14 protein-coding genes are annotated in these 14,526 nt (G+C 75.4%); 2 read left to right on the top strand and 12 right to left on the bottom strand.

Features of this window, described 5'->3' with window-relative positions; translation table 11 throughout:
- On the bottom strand, positions 1–887 hold an 887-nt coding region (locus tag ACFWEJ_RS08055), incomplete at its 3' end, for a GAP family protein (RefSeq protein WP_377228676.1).
- A gap of 108 nt (positions 888–995) precedes the next feature.
- On the opposite strand from ACFWEJ_RS08055, the gene ACFWEJ_RS08050 reads away from it, so the two are divergent.
- Together ACFWEJ_RS08050 and ACFWEJ_RS08045 are read left to right on the top strand one after the other, a co-directional pair.
- Positions 996–2,543: a sensor histidine kinase gene (locus tag ACFWEJ_RS08050; protein ID WP_377228675.1), complete on the top strand. Its 1,548-nt coding sequence runs from the start codon at positions 996–998 to the stop codon at positions 2,541–2,543.
- Positions 2,540–3,199, top strand: coding sequence for a response regulator (locus tag ACFWEJ_RS08045; RefSeq protein ID WP_377228674.1), 660 nt, complete (start codon positions 2,540–2,542; stop codon positions 3,197–3,199). The genes ACFWEJ_RS08050 and ACFWEJ_RS08045 overlap by 4 nt, the downstream gene beginning before the upstream one ends.
- 81 nt (positions 3,200–3,280) lie before the next feature.
- Here ACFWEJ_RS08045 and ACFWEJ_RS08040 read toward each other — a convergent pair whose 3' ends face one another.
- From ACFWEJ_RS08040 to ACFWEJ_RS07990, 11 genes are all read right to left on the bottom strand, one after another.
- Positions 3,281–3,859, bottom strand: coding sequence for a hypothetical protein (locus ACFWEJ_RS08040; protein WP_377228673.1), 579 nt, complete (start codon positions 3,857–3,859; stop codon positions 3,281–3,283).
- A gap of 131 nt (positions 3,860–3,990) precedes the next feature.
- The gene (locus ACFWEJ_RS08035) at positions 3,991–5,391 is read right to left on the bottom strand and encodes an alkaline phosphatase family protein (protein ID WP_377228672.1); all 1,401 of its coding nucleotides are present in this window, start codon (positions 5,389–5,391) and stop codon (positions 3,991–3,993) included.
- Positions 5,388–6,635 (bottom strand): metabolite traffic protein EboE, encoded by a 1,248-nt coding sequence (gene eboE / locus ACFWEJ_RS08030; protein ID WP_377228671.1) that lies wholly within the window; start codon positions 6,633–6,635, stop codon positions 5,388–5,390. Before eboE ends, ACFWEJ_RS08035 begins: the two co-directional genes overlap by 4 nt.
- A gap of 16 nt (positions 6,636–6,651) precedes the next feature.
- Positions 6,652–7,536 carry a TatD family hydrolase gene (locus tag ACFWEJ_RS08025; RefSeq protein ID WP_377228670.1) on the bottom strand — a complete coding sequence of 295 codons (885 nt, stop codon included), beginning with the start codon at positions 7,534–7,536 and terminating at the stop codon, positions 6,652–6,654.
- Positions 7,533–8,258 (bottom strand): EboA domain-containing protein, encoded by a 726-nt coding sequence (locus tag ACFWEJ_RS08020; RefSeq protein ID WP_377228669.1) that lies wholly within the window; start codon positions 8,256–8,258, stop codon positions 7,533–7,535. Before ACFWEJ_RS08020 ends, ACFWEJ_RS08025 begins: the two co-directional genes overlap by 4 nt.
- Positions 8,255–9,211, bottom strand: a complete 957-nt coding sequence (locus ACFWEJ_RS08015) for a sugar phosphate isomerase/epimerase family protein (RefSeq protein WP_377228668.1) — start codon at positions 9,209–9,211, stop codon at positions 8,255–8,257. The genes ACFWEJ_RS08020 and ACFWEJ_RS08015 overlap by 4 nt, the downstream gene beginning before the upstream one ends.
- Positions 9,208–10,197, bottom strand: a complete 990-nt coding sequence (locus ACFWEJ_RS08010) for an SCO3242 family prenyltransferase (RefSeq protein WP_377228667.1) — start codon at positions 10,195–10,197, stop codon at positions 9,208–9,210. Before ACFWEJ_RS08010 ends, ACFWEJ_RS08015 begins: the two co-directional genes overlap by 4 nt.
- Positions 10,194–11,507 carry an inositol-3-phosphate synthase gene (locus ACFWEJ_RS08005; RefSeq protein WP_377228666.1) on the bottom strand — a complete coding sequence of 438 codons (1,314 nt, stop codon included), beginning with the start codon at positions 11,505–11,507 and terminating at the stop codon, positions 10,194–10,196. The genes ACFWEJ_RS08010 and ACFWEJ_RS08005 overlap by 4 nt, the downstream gene beginning before the upstream one ends.
- Positions 11,508–11,660: 153 nt before the next feature.
- Entirely contained in the window at positions 11,661–13,139 is a 1,479-nt protein-coding gene (locus tag ACFWEJ_RS08000; RefSeq protein ID WP_377228665.1) for a phytoene desaturase family protein, read from the bottom strand.
- A complete protein-coding gene (locus ACFWEJ_RS07995) occupies positions 13,136–14,068 on the bottom strand; it encodes a hypothetical protein (protein ID WP_377228664.1) in 933 nt (310 codons plus the stop codon). Before ACFWEJ_RS07995 ends, ACFWEJ_RS08000 begins: the two co-directional genes overlap by 4 nt.
- Entirely contained in the window at positions 14,065–14,490 is a 426-nt protein-coding gene (locus ACFWEJ_RS07990) for a hypothetical protein (protein WP_377228663.1), read from the bottom strand. Before ACFWEJ_RS07990 ends, ACFWEJ_RS07995 begins: the two co-directional genes overlap by 4 nt.
- Positions 14,491–14,526 lie beyond the last annotated feature (36 nt).

The following is a 14,526-nucleotide window of genomic DNA, read 5'->3' as shown; positions in this document are numbered from 1 at the left end:
CCCTCATCGCGCGCGGCGACCGCGTCTGCATCACCGGACGCGGCGAGGACGCCCTCAAGGCGGCCGATCGCGTCGCGGGCCACAAGGAACCCCACGATGCCGACCACCCAGGCGGTGGTGCTCGCGGCGTTCCTGGTGAGCCAGCCGTCGAGCCGCCGTAGCGGGCGCTCCACGAGCCGCGCGGCGAACAGGCGGGCCGCCGTGAGAACCAGCGCGGGTGCGATCATCACCAGGCAGTAGCCCAGGACCCACAACCCCGACACCGGCCAGCCCGGGCCCTGAGTGCCGATCAGGCCCAGTGCCGCGAGGTAGGGCAGCATCGACGCGACCTCCACCAGACCGGCCCCGACCGCGAGCCCGGCCAGCGCCGTCCAGCCGCCTGACTCGCTCCCGAGCGCGCGCTCGCGCCAGCGGCTCAGCCTGCCCGGGCGTGCCGCCGGGACGCCGGCGCCGGGCCTGGCGGCCGATGCCGCCGCCGCCTCGCCGGTTGCTGCGTCGCCGACCGCTGCCGCCCTGCCCGCCACTGCCTCGGCCGCCATCGCGTCGGCGGCCTTGCGCTCCTTGGAGGGCTCCAGCTTGAAGCTCCACGCGAACAGGCCGATGCCGACCAGGAGCTGCGCGATCAGGAACGGGCGCGCGCTGGACAGGGAGGACAGCGTGTCGCTCAGCGCTCCCGCTCCCAGGAGGATCGCCAGGCCGACCAGGGCGTAGAAACCCGCGATCGACCCGAGGTAGACGATCATCCGCCCCACGCGCACCCGGCCGGGCGCCATGAGCAGCCACACGGGGATGAGCAGGGTGCCGAAGCTCGTCGAGTCGATGAGCGCGAGCACGGCCAGCGCGCCGATCAGCGCGGCACCCGCGAGCTCGCCCGAGATGAGGTCCATGCCCGTCAGCCTGGTGCCTGCCGCGCACGAGCACATCCGCCGAACCGCCGAGACCCGATACATCCTTCGGATGACACGTCGCGCACCGCGTCGTGCTGAGATGGACGCATGTCCCGCCTGTCCGAGCTGATCGCACCCGTCGCCAAGGTGGTCATGGCCGAGGACCGGCGCGGCGACGTCATCACGGCGGCGAGCCTCTTCGCCCTCGCCCTCGCGCTCGACGCGCTCGGCCTGATCCGCACCTCGTGGAGCGGTCTGCCCGACGTGCCGTCCTGGTGGTTCGTCCTCCCGGCCGTCGTCGGCTGCACCGCGCTGATCTGGCGCCGGGTCCACCCGCTCGGCGCCCTCGGGGTCGCCACCGTCGCCTTCGTCGTTGACATCGTGCTCGGCGGCAGCGTCGGCCTCGTCGTGATCGTGTGGGAGGCCCTGTACGCCGTCCACCTGCACGGCACCCGGACGGCACGCCGGGTCAGCATCGTCGGTGTCACGCTCGCCGTCGTCGGCCTGATGACCGTCATCGCGATCGTCATCGGCGGGCTCCGGCCGACGGTCCTGATCGGGCTGCAGGCGGTCACGCTCCTCGTCATGCCCATGTGGTGGGGCACGAACGTGCGGCAGGGCCGCGAGCTCACCGCCGCCGCGCGCGAACGGGAACGGCTCGAACGTGAACGCGGCGCCGCGCTGCTCCACCTCGCCGAGTCGGCACGGCACGACGCCGTCCGCGCCGAGCGCGCGACCGTCGCCCGCGACCTGCACGACGTCGTCGCCTCGCACCTCTCCGCCATCGCCATCACCTCCGGCGGGGCGCTCGCGGGCGCCGCCGAGCCGGAGCGGGACCGGGCCGCGCTACGCAGCATCCGCGCGGAGAGCCTGGCCTCGCTGCAGGACATGCAGGCGATGATCCGGGTGCTGCGGACCGACACGGAGCCCGGCGGCGCGCGGCCGGACGGCGCGCGCAGCGCCGGGCCGGCCGGTGCCGGGTTGGCCGGTGCCGGGTCGGACGCTGCTGGGTCGGACGGTGCCGGGCAGAGCCCCGCCGGGCCGACCCCCGGCGAGAACGGGAGCACGGACGACGCGGGCGGCACGGGGTACCGCGCCGACCTCGTGGCGGCGTCGCGCGCCGCCCAGCTCGCCCCGGTGATCGAGCAGGCGCGGCTCGCCGGCCTGGACCTGGCCGTGTCCGACCCGGACGGCGTCCTGACAGGCGCGACGCCCCTGCCCGCCGCGGTGGACCACGCGGTGTACCGGGTGGTCCGGGAGGCGCTGACGAACGTCCACAAGCACGGCGGCGCACGAGCCGACCTGAGCTTCGCCGCCGGCGGACCGCTCGAGATCGAGGTGCACGACGTCGGCGCGGCGCACGCCCGGGCGGCCCGTCCCCGGGCGGACGTCGGCGAGGGCACCGGGATCGGGCTGGTCTCGATGCGCGAGCGCGTCGAGTCCCTCGGCGGATCGTTCTGGGCGGGGCCGGGGGACGCCGGGGCGCCGTCGGCTCACCATCGGTCCGAGCCGACGCCGGCGGGGTGGCTGGTCCGCGCCGTCCTGCCCCTGCCCGACCGGGCCGGCATCCGCACCAGGGCAGGCACGGGCACCGGGGCGGGCGCGGGCACGGGCGCGGTCTCCCCGCAGCGCCCGGCGCCGGGCGTCACGGCATGATCCGCGTCCTGCTCGCCGACGACCACGCGGCGATCCGCGCGGGTCTGCGCATGCTGCTCGCCACGGCCGGCGACATCGAGGTGGTCGGCGAGGCGGGCGACGGCGCGGCCGCGGTCACCAACGCCCGCGCGCTGCGCCCCGACGTGGTGCTGATGGACGTCCGCATGCCCGGCACCGACGGCGTGACCGCCACCCGGCAGATCGTGGAGGAGGGGCTGTCGGAGGTCCTGGTGCTCACGACCTTCGACCTCGACGAGTACGTGTTCGGCGCGCTGCGCGCCGGGGCGGTCGGCTTCCTCCTGAAGACCGCGGAGGCGTCCGCCCTGGTGGACGCGGTCCGGCACGTCGCGGCCGGCGACGGCGTCGTGGCGCCGGAAGTGACCCGGCGGCTCATCGCGGAGCTGTCCGCGCCGGCCCGCAACGACGTCGGCCACCGGGGCGGGTCCGGGCCGGCGGCCCTGCCCGCCGACCTGACGCCGCGCGAGCGCGACGTGCTGGTGGGGCTGGGCTCCGGCCTGTCGAACGCCGAGCTCGCCGCCGAGCTGACCATCAGCGAGGCCACCGCCAAGACCCACGTGTCGCGCGTGCTCGCCAAGCTCGGCGTGACGTCCCGGGTCCAGGCGGCGATCGCCGCCCGCGACGCGGGCCTGGCCTGACCCGCCTCTCCGTTGAGTGCTGGGTATTTGTTGCGCCAGACCTCTCAGCCCGACAAATACCCAGCACTCAACGCCTTCGAGTCAGGTGCGCCGCACCACCGTGCGGCTCAGCGTCCCCGTGAGCAGGGAGTACACGGCGGAACCGATGATGATCCACACGACCGCGGCGAGGACTGCCGGCACGAGGTCGGCCCGGCCGGCGAACGGCACCATCGCGAGGATCACCGTGGCGAGCGCGACCACCCAGCCGAAGAACGCTCGCGGGCGTGGTGTGCTCAGGACCAGCAGGTAGAGCACGATCGCGGCCAGGAGCGCGAAGAGCGCTCCCGCCACGACCCAGGCCATGGTGTCCGAGCCGGTGGCGAGCAGGTCGGCCTGCGGCTGGATCTCGAGGTTCAGCACCTCCTCGAGGATGAAGCTCGCGGCGAGCCCGATGAGGGCGGCCACCAGCATCGTGGCCAGGGCGCCGGCCCAGTAGCGGCCGACCTCCAGGCCGAGCCGCGGGTTCTCGGTGCCCGTCGTGACCGGCTGCACCCGCGCGTCGGCGGGCGGCTGCCCCACCGGCTGGGTCGGTGTGCCGGGTACCTGGGACTGCGGCGGATAGGCCGGCGGCGGCTGCTCGCCGTAGTCGGGGTCGTAGGGGCGGTTCGGGTCGCTCATCGCGTTACCTCCCGGTTTGTGAGCCCTAGGTCCACTAGATCACGGAACCGCCGAGGTCGCACGGGACATGTCAGACGCTCAGGTCACCCGGGGGACCTGAGCGTCCGACACGCGCGGGGGAGTGCCTCGGGTCAGAGCGCGCCCTGAAGGTCCAGCACCAGGTTCTTGACGGCCGCCGCCGGCACCTGGCCGGCGTCGGCCTCCACCCACTGCGACACGGCCTCGGGGATCCGCGTGTCCGAGCACAGGACGAGCGGGGTGTCCTCGGCCGAGTCGGGCAGCCGGCCGTGCGAGCCGCGCACGTACGAGGCGTCCAGCGGCGTGGTGCCCATCGCGTACCGCAGGCCGAGCTTCTTGCGCACGAGGTTCAGCCCGGCCTTGGCCTTGGCGAGCGGGTCGGCCGGGTTGAAGAACAGCTCGGCGGGGTCGTAGCCGGGCTTGCGGTGGATGTCGACGCCGCGCGCGTACTCGGGTGCGCGGTCGTCGTCGAGCCAGAAGTAGTAGGTGAACCAGGCGCCGGGCTCGGCCACGACCACCAGCTCGCCCGCCCGCTCGTGGTCCAGGCCGTACTTGGCCTGCGCCTCGCGGTCGAGCACCTCGTCGACGCCGGGCACCTCGCGCAGCAGGGCCGTGACCCGGGCCAGGTCGGCGGCGTCGTCCACGTAGACGTGCGCCACCTGGTGGTCCGCGACGGCGAACGCGCGCGACGTCCACGGGTCGAGCTGTTCCCGGCCGTCCTGCACGTAGACCTCCAGGAGGCCCTCGCGGCGCAGCACCCGGTTGATGTCGACGGGCCGGTTCACCGGCGAGATGCCGTACTCCGACACGGCGACGACGGTGACGCCCGCCGCCTCGGCGTCGTCCAGCAGAGGCGCGAGCGCGGCGTCCAGCTCGGCCGCGGCGCGGTCCGCCTCGGGCGAGCGCGGGCCGAACCGCTGCAGGTCGTAGTCGAGGTGCGGCAGGTACGCGGTCGTCAGGTGCGACGTCCGGGTGCGCAGGAGGTGCCGGGTCACGTCGACGATCCACTGCGTCGAGGCGATCGACGCCGTGGGGCCCCAGTACTGGAACAGCGGGAAGTCGCCGAACCGGCCCACCAGCTCGTCGTGCAGCGCCGCGGGCCGCACGTACCCGTCGGCGGACTTGCGGCCGTCGGCGTGGTAGATCGGGCGCGGGGTGACCGTGACGTCCGTGGACATGCCCATCGCGTACCACCAGCACACGTTGTCGGCCTGGTAGCTCGGGTCGTGCCGGCGGGCGGCCTCCCACACGTTCTCGCCGGTCACCAGCTTGTTGTGCTGCCGCCACAGGTACACGTCGCCCAGCTCGCGGAAGTACCAGCCGTTGCCGACGATCCCGTGCTGCGCCGGCATCAGCCCCGTGAGCATCGTCGACTGCACGCTGCAGGTCACCGCGGGCAGCACGGTCGCCAGCTCGGACTGCCAGCCGGACGTCGCGAGCCGGCTCAGCCGCGGCATGTGCGCCAGGGCGCGGGCGGTCAGCCCGACGACGTCGAGCAGCAGGACGGGCTTCATGCGTCCACTCCTTCTGTAGCGGGGGCCGTGGTGGCAGCGGTAGCGGCGGCAGCGCGAGCGGCAGCGACCGGCGCCGCGAGCAGGTGCTTCCCGGCCCAGCGCAGCTCGGCGGCGATCCCGGCGACGAGCTCGTCCGCGCCGCCGGGCAGGGTGTCGGGCGGGAGCACCGACCAGGTGTACGTCTCGACGTCGAGGTGCGCCTCGGCGCCGTGCGGCGCCTCGCGCACTGCCGCGACGGCCTGGCGCAGCACGTCGGTGGTCGCGACCAGCGGCGCCGCGGGCTCGTGGTGCAGCGGCACGTGGAAGTGCACGCGCCACGGCCCGTCGCCCGGCAGGCCGGGCCGCCGCTGCTCGTTCCCGAGCGCCACGGGCAGGTCGTCGGACGCCAGCACGTCGCCCGACGGCGTCAGCTCGCGCACCTGGTGCAGGTAGCGCTGCTCCACGAACCGTCCGACGGCGTCCCGCGCGCCGGGCGCGGACGGGTCGGCGACCTCCAGCGCGGCCGAGGCCTGCACCTTGACCACGCGCAGGCCGGCGTCCGTGATCCGGCGGACGGCGCCGGCCGGGTCCGCGAACGAGACGGCCAGGTGGCAGGTGTCGAGGCAGACGCCGACGTGCTCGGGGTCGATCCGCCGGTCGGCCGGGTACTCGGGGCCGGTGCGCGGGGCGAGCCACGCGACGACGTCCTCCACCGTGTCGAGCACGCAGCCCGGCTCCGGCTCGACCGCGACCCGCACGGTGCGGCCGGTGCGGCGGGCCAGGTCGCGCAGCTCCGCGGACAGGGTGGCGAAGGCGCGGGTCGCCTCGTCGTCGTCGGCCCGCGTCCAGGGGGCGCGCCAGGCCAGCGGCAGGGTCGAGATCGACCCGTCGACGCCGTCGGGCAGCAGGTCGGCGAGCACCCGGGCGCACGCGAGCACGTAGTCCAGCCGGGCCCGCTCGGCCCAGGTGGGCGAGTACACCGCGAGCTTGACCACCTCGCGGTGGAACCCGCCGTAGGGGAAGGCGTTGAGGGTGTGCACCTGGAGCCGGTGCTCGGCGAGCGCCGCGCGTAGGCGGTCGCGGTCCGCCGGGGAGGTGTCCAGGCGGTGCGCGAGCTCGGCGGGCAGCCACAGGCCGACGCCGAGCGTGTCGAGGCCGGCGGCCTCGCGCACGGGTCCGGCGTACCGGGCGAGCTGGTCGAGCACGCCGTCGAGGTCCTCGGCGGGGTGCACGTTGGTGCAGTAGGAGAGCAGCATCTGGGTCATCCCTTGTCCGGTCCGCTCAGGCCCGCGCGCCGCGCAGCACGGACGAACCCTCGAACTCGACGCCGGGCGTCGGCGGCTCGCCAGCGCTGAACCCCGGGACGGGGTCGAGCACGAGGTTGCCCGACTGCCCGTAGAAGGCGACCGGGTTGCGCCACAGCACCTGGTCGACGTCGTCCTCCGAGAAGCCGGCGGCCAGCATCGCCTCGGCGGTCCGGACGGTCTTGAGCGGGTCGGAGCGACCCCAGTCCGCGGCGGAGTTCACGATCATCCGCTCGGTGCCGTACTCCTGGAGCAGCGCGACCATGCGGTGCTCGTCCATCTTCGTGTCGGGGTAGATCGAGAACCCGGCCCACGCGCCGGCGTCGCGCACGAGGGCCACGTTGGTCTCGTTGAGGTGGTCCACCAGCACCCGCTCCGGCGCCAGCCCGGACTCTCGGACGACGTCGAGCGTGCGGTGCGTGCCGGCGAGCTTGTCGCGGTGCGGCGTGTGCACCAGGACGGGCAGCCCGGCGTCCTCGGCCATCTGGAGCTGGGCGGCGAACACCTCGTCCTCCTCGGGCGTCATCGAGTCGTACCCCACCTCGCCCACGGCCACGACGCCGTCCTTGAGCAGGTAGCGGGGCACCTCGGCGAGCACCTCGCGGCAGCGCGGGTCGTTCGCCTCCTTGGGGTTGAGCGCGATCGTCGCGTGGTGCCGGACGCCGAACTGGGCCGCCCGGAACCGCTCCCAGCCCAGCAGGGAGTCGAAGTAGTCGGTGAACGAGCCCACGCTGGTGCGCGGCTGCCCCAGCCAGAACGCCGGCTCGACGACGACGCGCACGCCTGCGGCGTACAGCGCCTCGTAGTCGTCGGTGGTGCGGCTCGTCATGTGGATGTGCGGGTCGAGGATGCGCAACGTCACTCCTTCGTGGTGCTGGGCCGGCCTGTCGCGGGCCGGTCGTTCGTGAGCCGGTCGAGGTCGTCGGGCACGGACCGGCCGGCCGCCCGGCGTTCCGCCGCGAAGTCGCGGGCCATGCGGGCCAGCTCGTCGTCGGCCCGCCGGTCCAGGCCGCTCGCCGCCTCCAGGCTCACGCCCTGGAAGACGAGCTTCAGGATCGCGTGCCGCCAGGTGTGCTGGTCCAGGTACCGCGCCCCGAAGGGGCCGACGGCGGCCGCGACCAGGCTGGGGTCGTTCGTCCGCAGGGCGTCGGCGGCCAGGTCGAGGCCCGCGGTCACGGGCACGGCGGGGTCGCCTGCCGGGCCGAGGTCGCCCCGTTCCGTCAGCGCGTCGAGCCCGCGCAGCACGCCGCGCCGCTCGGCGCCGTCGCCCTGCCGGTACAGGAGCACCAGGCGGTCCGCGTAGTCCCGGTCCGCGTCCACGCCCACCGCCGTGGCCCCGCCCATGCCCATGCCGACGGCGTCCGCCAGCCCGACGACTAGCGCGGCGCGCGCGGCGTCGTCCACCGTCCCGTGCACGACGCCGCCCGGGTCGGTGTCCGGACGCAGCGGCGCGCGCCCCACCTTCCGGGCCGCGAACGCGAACGCGCGGGTCACGCTGTCGGGATCGCGTGCGACCCCGGCGAGCGCCTCGTCGAGCCAGGTGGCGCCAGGCGTGCCCGCGGGTATGCATGTGGTGACGGTCATGACAGAACCCCTTCGCTGCTGGTCGAGCCGGTATGGGTCGAGTCGGTGTGGTTCTGGCCGGTGTGGTTCTGGTCGGCGTGGAGGCGGGAGCGGATGCCGCTGACGTCCGCCCACGCCCGCATCAGGGCGGCCCGGCTGTCGCGGGCGAGCCGGGGCGCGTCGTGGGAGTGCCGGGGCAGCTCGACGGCGGCGACCCCCGTGTAGCCGATGTCGGCGAGTGTCGCGAGCACGAGCGGCAGGTCCAGGTCGCCCTCGCCGAACGGGCGGTGCTCGTGGTGCGTGCGCGGCATGTCGTCGAGCTGCACGTTGCTCAGGTACGGCGCGGCGGCCCGCAGCGCGCCCTCCACGCCGTCCGGCTCGACCACCAGGCAGTGCCCGACGTCGACGGTGATCCCCAGCTCGGGCGGCGTCCCCAGGTCGGCCAGGAGCCGCAGCGCGTCGCCGACCGTCTCCACGAGCATCCCGGGCTCGGGCTCGAGCGAGAGCCGCACGCCGCGCTCGCCGGCGTACTCCACCAGGGCGCCGACGCGCTCGCGGAGGCGGGCCCAGCCGTCGGCGGCGCTCGCGTCGTCCGGCAGGATGCCGGAGAAGAACGAGACGCACCGGGCGTCGAGGTCCGCCGCGATCTCGACCGCGCGCTCCAGGTAGCGCATCCGCAGGGCGGCGTCCCGGTCCACGAGCGTGGGCCGGTGCTTGTGCAGCGGGTCGAGCAGGTACCGGGTGCCGGTCTCGACGACCGCCGCGGCCCCGGTGCCCCCGCGCATCCGCCGCAGGTGGGCGCGCAGGGTCCGGACGTCGTCGCCGGCCAGCGGCGCGAACGGGTCGAGGTGCGGGAAGCCGAGCGTGACCGCGACGGCGTCGTAGCCCACGTCGTCGAGCACGTCGAGGGTCACCCGCAGCGGATGGTCGCCGAAGCCGTTCGTGCCGTAGCCCAGCAGGAACGGGGGCCTCACGTGATGCTCACCCCGGCGCGGCCCCGTGCTCGGCCCAGCAGGCGCAGCCCCTGCCCGACGGCGGCGACGCCGGCCAGCAGCGCAGCCGTGCCCAGGCTCCCCGAGCGGGCCGCCCAGGCGGCCTGCAGCGGGACCATCGCCTGGATCCCGGCCCGGGTGGCGGTCCGCGCGTTGGCGGCCGTGGGCCGCGTGGCCGCGCGCACCTGCCCGGGCAGGGCGGCCGCGGCGTAGGCGGTCGCGGCGGCGACGGTGGTCCAGCGGGCGGCCGGCCGCGCTGCAGTGGCGGCGGCCGGGACCGCGGCGACGACGACGGCGCCCGCGACCGTCCCGGCGGCGACAGCCCCGGCGACCTGCGGCGTCGTGCCGTGCACCTCGCCGCGGGAGAGCACGGTGACGCCCAGCGTGTGCGCGGTCAGCCCCGCGGCGGCCGGGAGTGCCGACCGCAGGCGCCCGGACGTGGCGCCGAGCAGCACATCGAGCCCGCGGCACGCCGCCATGACGAACGGCCCGGCCGGGCGGTCCTTGGCGACCAGGTCGTAGGTCCAGACGCAGGCGGCCAGGGGCAGGGCGACGCCGAGCGCGCGCCGTCCGCCCGCGAGGCCCGCGGCGGCCACGCCGCCCGCGGTGAGCGCCCCACCGATCGCGAGCGCGGCCCGCGGCGACACCCGGCCGGAGGGGATGGGTCGCTCGGGCCGCTCGACGGCGTCGACGTGCCGGTCGGCGTAGTCGTTCAGCGCCATGCCGCCCAGGTACAAGCAGGCGGAGGCGACGGGCAGCAGGAGGTGCCGGGCGCGCAGCGGCGTCGGCGCGCCGCCTGCGGTACCTGTAGCGCTACCGGTCGAGGTGCCCGCGCGTGCGGCCGCCAGCCCGGCCAGCGTGTCGCCCACGACGCTCAGGGCGGCGGGGGCCCGGACCAGCTCGGCGACGTCGGCGAGGCCGGGCGGCCGTGCCGTCAGCCGGGGGCGAGCCGGCAGCCGAGGGCTCATCGTCCGGCCCGGGCCGAGGCGTCGCGCACCCAGTCCTCGACGATGCGGGCCTGGTCGGCGGCGTCGTGCACGTCGGAGCCCCACGGGTCCTTGAAGAAGAAGCCGAGCTCCGGCACGGGCCCGCTGATCCCGGCGGCGTGTGCTAGCGCGAGCAGCCGGGCCAGGTCGAGCACGAGCGGGGCGGCGAGCATCGAGTCGTGCGCGCTCCACGTGGTCTGCAGCGTGAGCCGCGACCCGAGGAAGCCCTCGACGTGCACGTGGTCCCAGGCGACCTTGGTGTCGCCCAGGTCGGGCACGTTGTCGATGTGCAGGGGAATGGTGTCGCTGCCGGTCAGCGCCGTCAGCCCACGGTTCTTGCTGGCGAGCTTGCTGCGCACGGCGTCGGGGTCGGCGAGGGTGGCGCCGTCGCCGCCGCCCAGCAGGTTGGTGCCGGCCCACGAGAGCACCTTCAGCCCGCGGGCGGCGAACGCGGGCGCCAGCACGGTGCGCAGCCACGTCTGCCCGGTCTTGCCGTCCTGCCCGGCCACGGGGATGCCGCGCTCCCGGGCGAGCCGGGTCAGCGCGGGCAGGCCCATGCCCGCCGACGGCGTGAAGGCGGCGTACGCGGCTCCGGCAAGGATCGCCGCGTACGCCGAGACGGAGGACGCGGGCAGCACCGCGCGCGCCGGGTCGGCCAGGGCCGTGAGCAGGGCGTCGACGTCGTCGTGCTCGGGTACCGGCTGGACGGGCGGCTCGGTCGAGGACAGGTCGATCACGACGACCCGCGCCAGATCGTGCCGCTCCTGGAACGACGTGATGTCGGCGGCGAGCCGCTCGGCGACCGCCTGCTGGGAGAGGCCCGCGCCGTCGGCGGTGCCGGTGCCGGTGCCGGTGCCGGTGCCCGTGCCACTGCCCGTGCCCGTGCTCGTGCCACTGCCCGGGTGCGCCGCGTGCGGGTCGTACCCGGGGCGCACCTCGGCGTCCGCCCGCTCCAGCGCGTCGTGCGTGGCGGCGAACAGCCGCGGACCGATCATGCCGGTCTCGACGAGGCACTCCGCGCGCTTGGTCATGGTGACCGAGGAGATGTCGTGCCCGCCGACCACCAGGTCGGCGAACGCGGGGAGACCCGCCGAGGCGAAGGGCTCCCGCGCGGTGACGCAGCCCGTCGGCGGGGCCTGCCCCTCGGCGATGGCCGCGAGGCCCACAGTGGCCGTACTGGCCACGGAGCCGCGGGCCCCGACGAACCAGATACCGGTCCGTTCGGAGGCATTGTGGCGTGCAGAGGCGTGGTGCATCATCGCTCCCCAGTCCGACGGCGTCGTCGCGAGCACGCTAGTCCCACTTATGGCGATTAGCAAACAAAAGTTCAGAGTTGTTCGCGATAAGCGAGATTCCCGACATCGGCAGATCCTCTGCCCGCCTCGTCTGCAGCCTCCTCCCCGGCCTCGTCCCCGGCCTCGTCCTCGGCTTCCTCCCCGGCCCAGTCAGCCGAGCCGCTCCAGGACGCGCCGGGCCGCGTGGACCCCGCACAGCCCGTGAACCCCGGGACCAGGCGGCGTCGAGGACGAGCAGAGCCAGACGCCGTCCACCCCGGTCGCGTAGGGGTCCCGCAGCCGGGCCGGTCCCAGCACCAGCCGGGGGAGCGTGAGCGCCCCGCCGAGGATGTCGCCGCCGACGAGCGCGCCGTCGTGCCGCGCCATGTGCGCGGCCGGCACGCACCGGGAGGCCACGACCACGTCGCGGAACCCGGGCGCGAACCGCTCGATCTGGCTCGTCACGTCACGGGTCACGTCTCGTCCGGAGCCGAGCGGCACGTGCGCGTACGCCCAGAGGGGCCGGAGCCCGTCGTGCGCCCGCCCCGGATCGACCACCGTCGGGTCGGACACCAGGCACACCGGTCGCCCGGCGTGCCGCCCCGCCGCGACGTCCGCCTCCGCCCGGGCGATGTCGGCCAGCGTGCCGGACAGGTGCACGGTCCCCGCCCGGGCCACCTCCGGCACCGCCCAGGGGACCGGGCCCGAGAGCGCGAAGTCGACCTTGGCCGCCGCACCCCGCCGGGCGGGTGCGGCGAGCCGCCGTCGCACGGCGCGCGGCATGCGGTCGCCGAACACGGCCGCGGGCACCTCGGGGGCGGTGTCGAAGAGATAGGCCCGCGCGGGCGGCAGGTCGGCTCGGGTGGTGACGCGGTGGCCCGTGACGATCTCGACACCCAGCGCCGCGAGCGCCGTCAGGAGCGCGTCGACGACGGCGCGGGAGCCCCCTCGCGGGACCGGCCATCCGCCGCGGCCGTGCGCCAGCGCGGCGAGCAGCAGTGCGACCGACGACGCGGGTATCGAGGGCAGCGGGGTGATCGCGTGGGTGGCGACCCCCGCGAGGAGGGCGGGCGCGACGTCGCCGCGGAAGCCCAGCACGCGCTCCGTACCCGGCCGGAGCAGCGTGCCCGCCGCCGCGGCACGGGCACCCAGGCCGGCGAGCAGCGCGAGGTCGCCGGCGCCGACCTCCCTGCGCGCCACCACTGATCGGGCCACTGATCGGGCCACCGCCTCGGGGAGCCGAGTGAGGTCCCCCAGCGCGAGCTCGGCCAGCCGGCCGGCCCGGGCGGACAACCGACCGACCGTGCGGCGCCAGACGGGACCGTCCGCCCCGAGGGCGTCTACCGTGCGGTCGAGCGACCGGTACGCGATCCCGGCCCGCCCGCCGGGCAGCGGCTGCGCGTAGGAGATCTCCGGGGTCAGCAGCTCGATGTCGAGCTCACGCAGGAACGGCGACGCCCACGCCATGGGATGCACCGCCGAGCAGATGTCGTGGACGATCCCGGGCGCGAGGCCGAGGTCGAGCGTCCGTGACCCGCCGCCGGGTGTGTCCTGCTCCTCCAGCACGGTCACGGTCATCCCCGCGCGGGCGAGCACGAGGGCCGCGGCCAGGCCGTTCGGTCCGGCGCCCACGACGACGGCGTCGGTCACCCGGCGACCCCCGCAGCCTGCGCCGGGGCCGCTGCGGCCCGCCGGTCCGTCCGTCTCCGGCCGCCGGCCGGCAGCACCCCCGGCAGCAGCACCGCCGGGAGGCCCGTGGCCAGGACCACCGCCCACACCGTCAGGATCCAGGCGGAGTAGTCGATGCCGAGGAAGGCCCAGATGCTCGTGTGCATGATGGTCACCGCGGCGGCGAACGGGACGCGGGCGGGCGGCCAGGCGAGCCAGAGCGGCGCCGTGAGCTCGAGCGCCAGGGCACCCCCCGCCAGGAGGTTCGGCAGCACCGGTGTGTCGGCGACGAGGTGGGTCAGGCCCGGTCCCAGTGGCGAGGCCGCCTGCCGCAGGATCCAGGCCATCGAGTCGCCGAGCACCCAGTCCATGCCTCCGTGCACCACCTTCTGTGCCCCGGTGAGGAAGTAGACACAGCCCAGCACGCCGAGCGCGGCCCGTGGCGGCCAGCCCCAGGCCGGGCGGTGGTCGTCGAGAGCAGAGGGGGCGGGGACCTGCGCGAACAGGAGGGGGAACGCGACCGTGAGCGCCAGGAGGTCGTTGTGCGTGAATTTTCCCGACGCACCCCAGAGCCCCGCCAGCACGAGCAGCGCCGACCATGCGAGGACGAATCCTGTGCGGGGCGCGCGAGAGGACAGCACGAGCGCGACCCCCGCCAGCCCTGCGATCTGCAGTGCCGTCAGCACCGGCCCGGGGACGGGCCCGGGCAACCAGCCGAGCAGCCACAGATGCTCGGTGAGCTCCGGAGGGCGCTGGGCGATCAACGTCCAGTCGCGGGTGGCCAGCCGCAGACCGAACAGCAGGGCCAGCAGCGTGCACAGGGCGCCCAGCCGGTCCGCCGGGCCGGGCGCGACGAGCGCGGCGTCCAGTCGCCCCGGCAGCGCGGACAGCTTCCGGAACAGTGCCCTCATCCCGCCCACCCCGCGGCCGGGTCGCTCTCCCAGACGAGGTCCCGCGCGGTCTCGGTCCACGTGAGCGTCACGGGATCGACCACCTGCCGCACGCGTTCGGTACGCACCCCCCGGACGTCCGCCGGGTCGACGCCGCCCTGTTCCAGCCACAGGGTGAGCATGGTGTCGCGCGCGGCAGGAGCCGCCCCGGCGAGGCGCGGCAGGAACCGCTGGGTGGGCCCCAGCACCGGGTCGGACCCCCGGCCGACCACGGCTCGGGAGCCGTCCTGGAGGGTGGCGACGAGCTGGGTCGAGGTGGTGGTGTCGGTCCGCGCGGCACTGAACAGCTTGTATGCGGACAGCGGCCAGAAGTCGATCTGCGCCGCCCCGGCGGCGAGCAGCACGCCGAGCGTGCCATAGCTGACAAGACGCGCGAGCCGCATCGGTCCTCCTCGGTCAGGTCTCACGGATCAGAACAG

It is taken from the genome of Promicromonospora sp. NPDC060204 (genome assembly GCF_042728455.1).
Classification (GTDB): Bacteria; Actinomycetota; Actinomycetes; order Actinomycetales; family Cellulomonadaceae; genus Promicromonospora.
The sequence above is the reverse complement of the archived record's forward strand: the minus strand, read 5'-3'. Positions and strand labels throughout refer to the sequence as shown.

Coding starts and splice junctions, on each gene's coding strand:
- ACFWEJ_RS08050 (WP_377228675.1), top strand. CDS start 996: ATGTCCCGCCTGTCCGAGCTGATCGCACCCGTCGCCAAGGTGGTCATG.
- ACFWEJ_RS08045 (WP_377228674.1), top strand. CDS start 2,540: ATGATCCGCGTCCTGCTCGCCGACGACCACGCGGCGATCCGCGCGGGT.
- ACFWEJ_RS08040 (WP_377228673.1), bottom strand. CDS start 3,859: ATGAGCGACCCGAACCGCCCCTACGACCCCGACTACGGCGAGCAGCCG.
- ACFWEJ_RS08035 (WP_377228672.1), bottom strand. CDS start 5,391: ATGAAGCCCGTCCTGCTGCTCGACGTCGTCGGGCTGACCGCCCGCGCC.
- eboE (WP_377228671.1), bottom strand. CDS start 6,635: ATGACCCAGATGCTGCTCTCCTACTGCACCAACGTGCACCCCGCCGAG.
- ACFWEJ_RS08020 (WP_377228669.1), bottom strand. CDS start 8,258: ATGACCGTCACCACATGCATACCCGCGGGCACGCCTGGCGCCACCTGG.
- ACFWEJ_RS08010 (WP_377228667.1), bottom strand. CDS start 10,197: ATGAGCCCTCGGCTGCCGGCTCGCCCCCGGCTGACGGCACGGCCGCCC.
- ACFWEJ_RS07995 (WP_377228664.1), bottom strand. CDS start 14,068: ATGAGGGCACTGTTCCGGAAGCTGTCCGCGCTGCCGGGGCGACTGGAC.
- ACFWEJ_RS07990 (WP_377228663.1), bottom strand. CDS start 14,490: ATGCGGCTCGCGCGTCTTGTCAGCTATGGCACGCTCGGCGTGCTGCTC.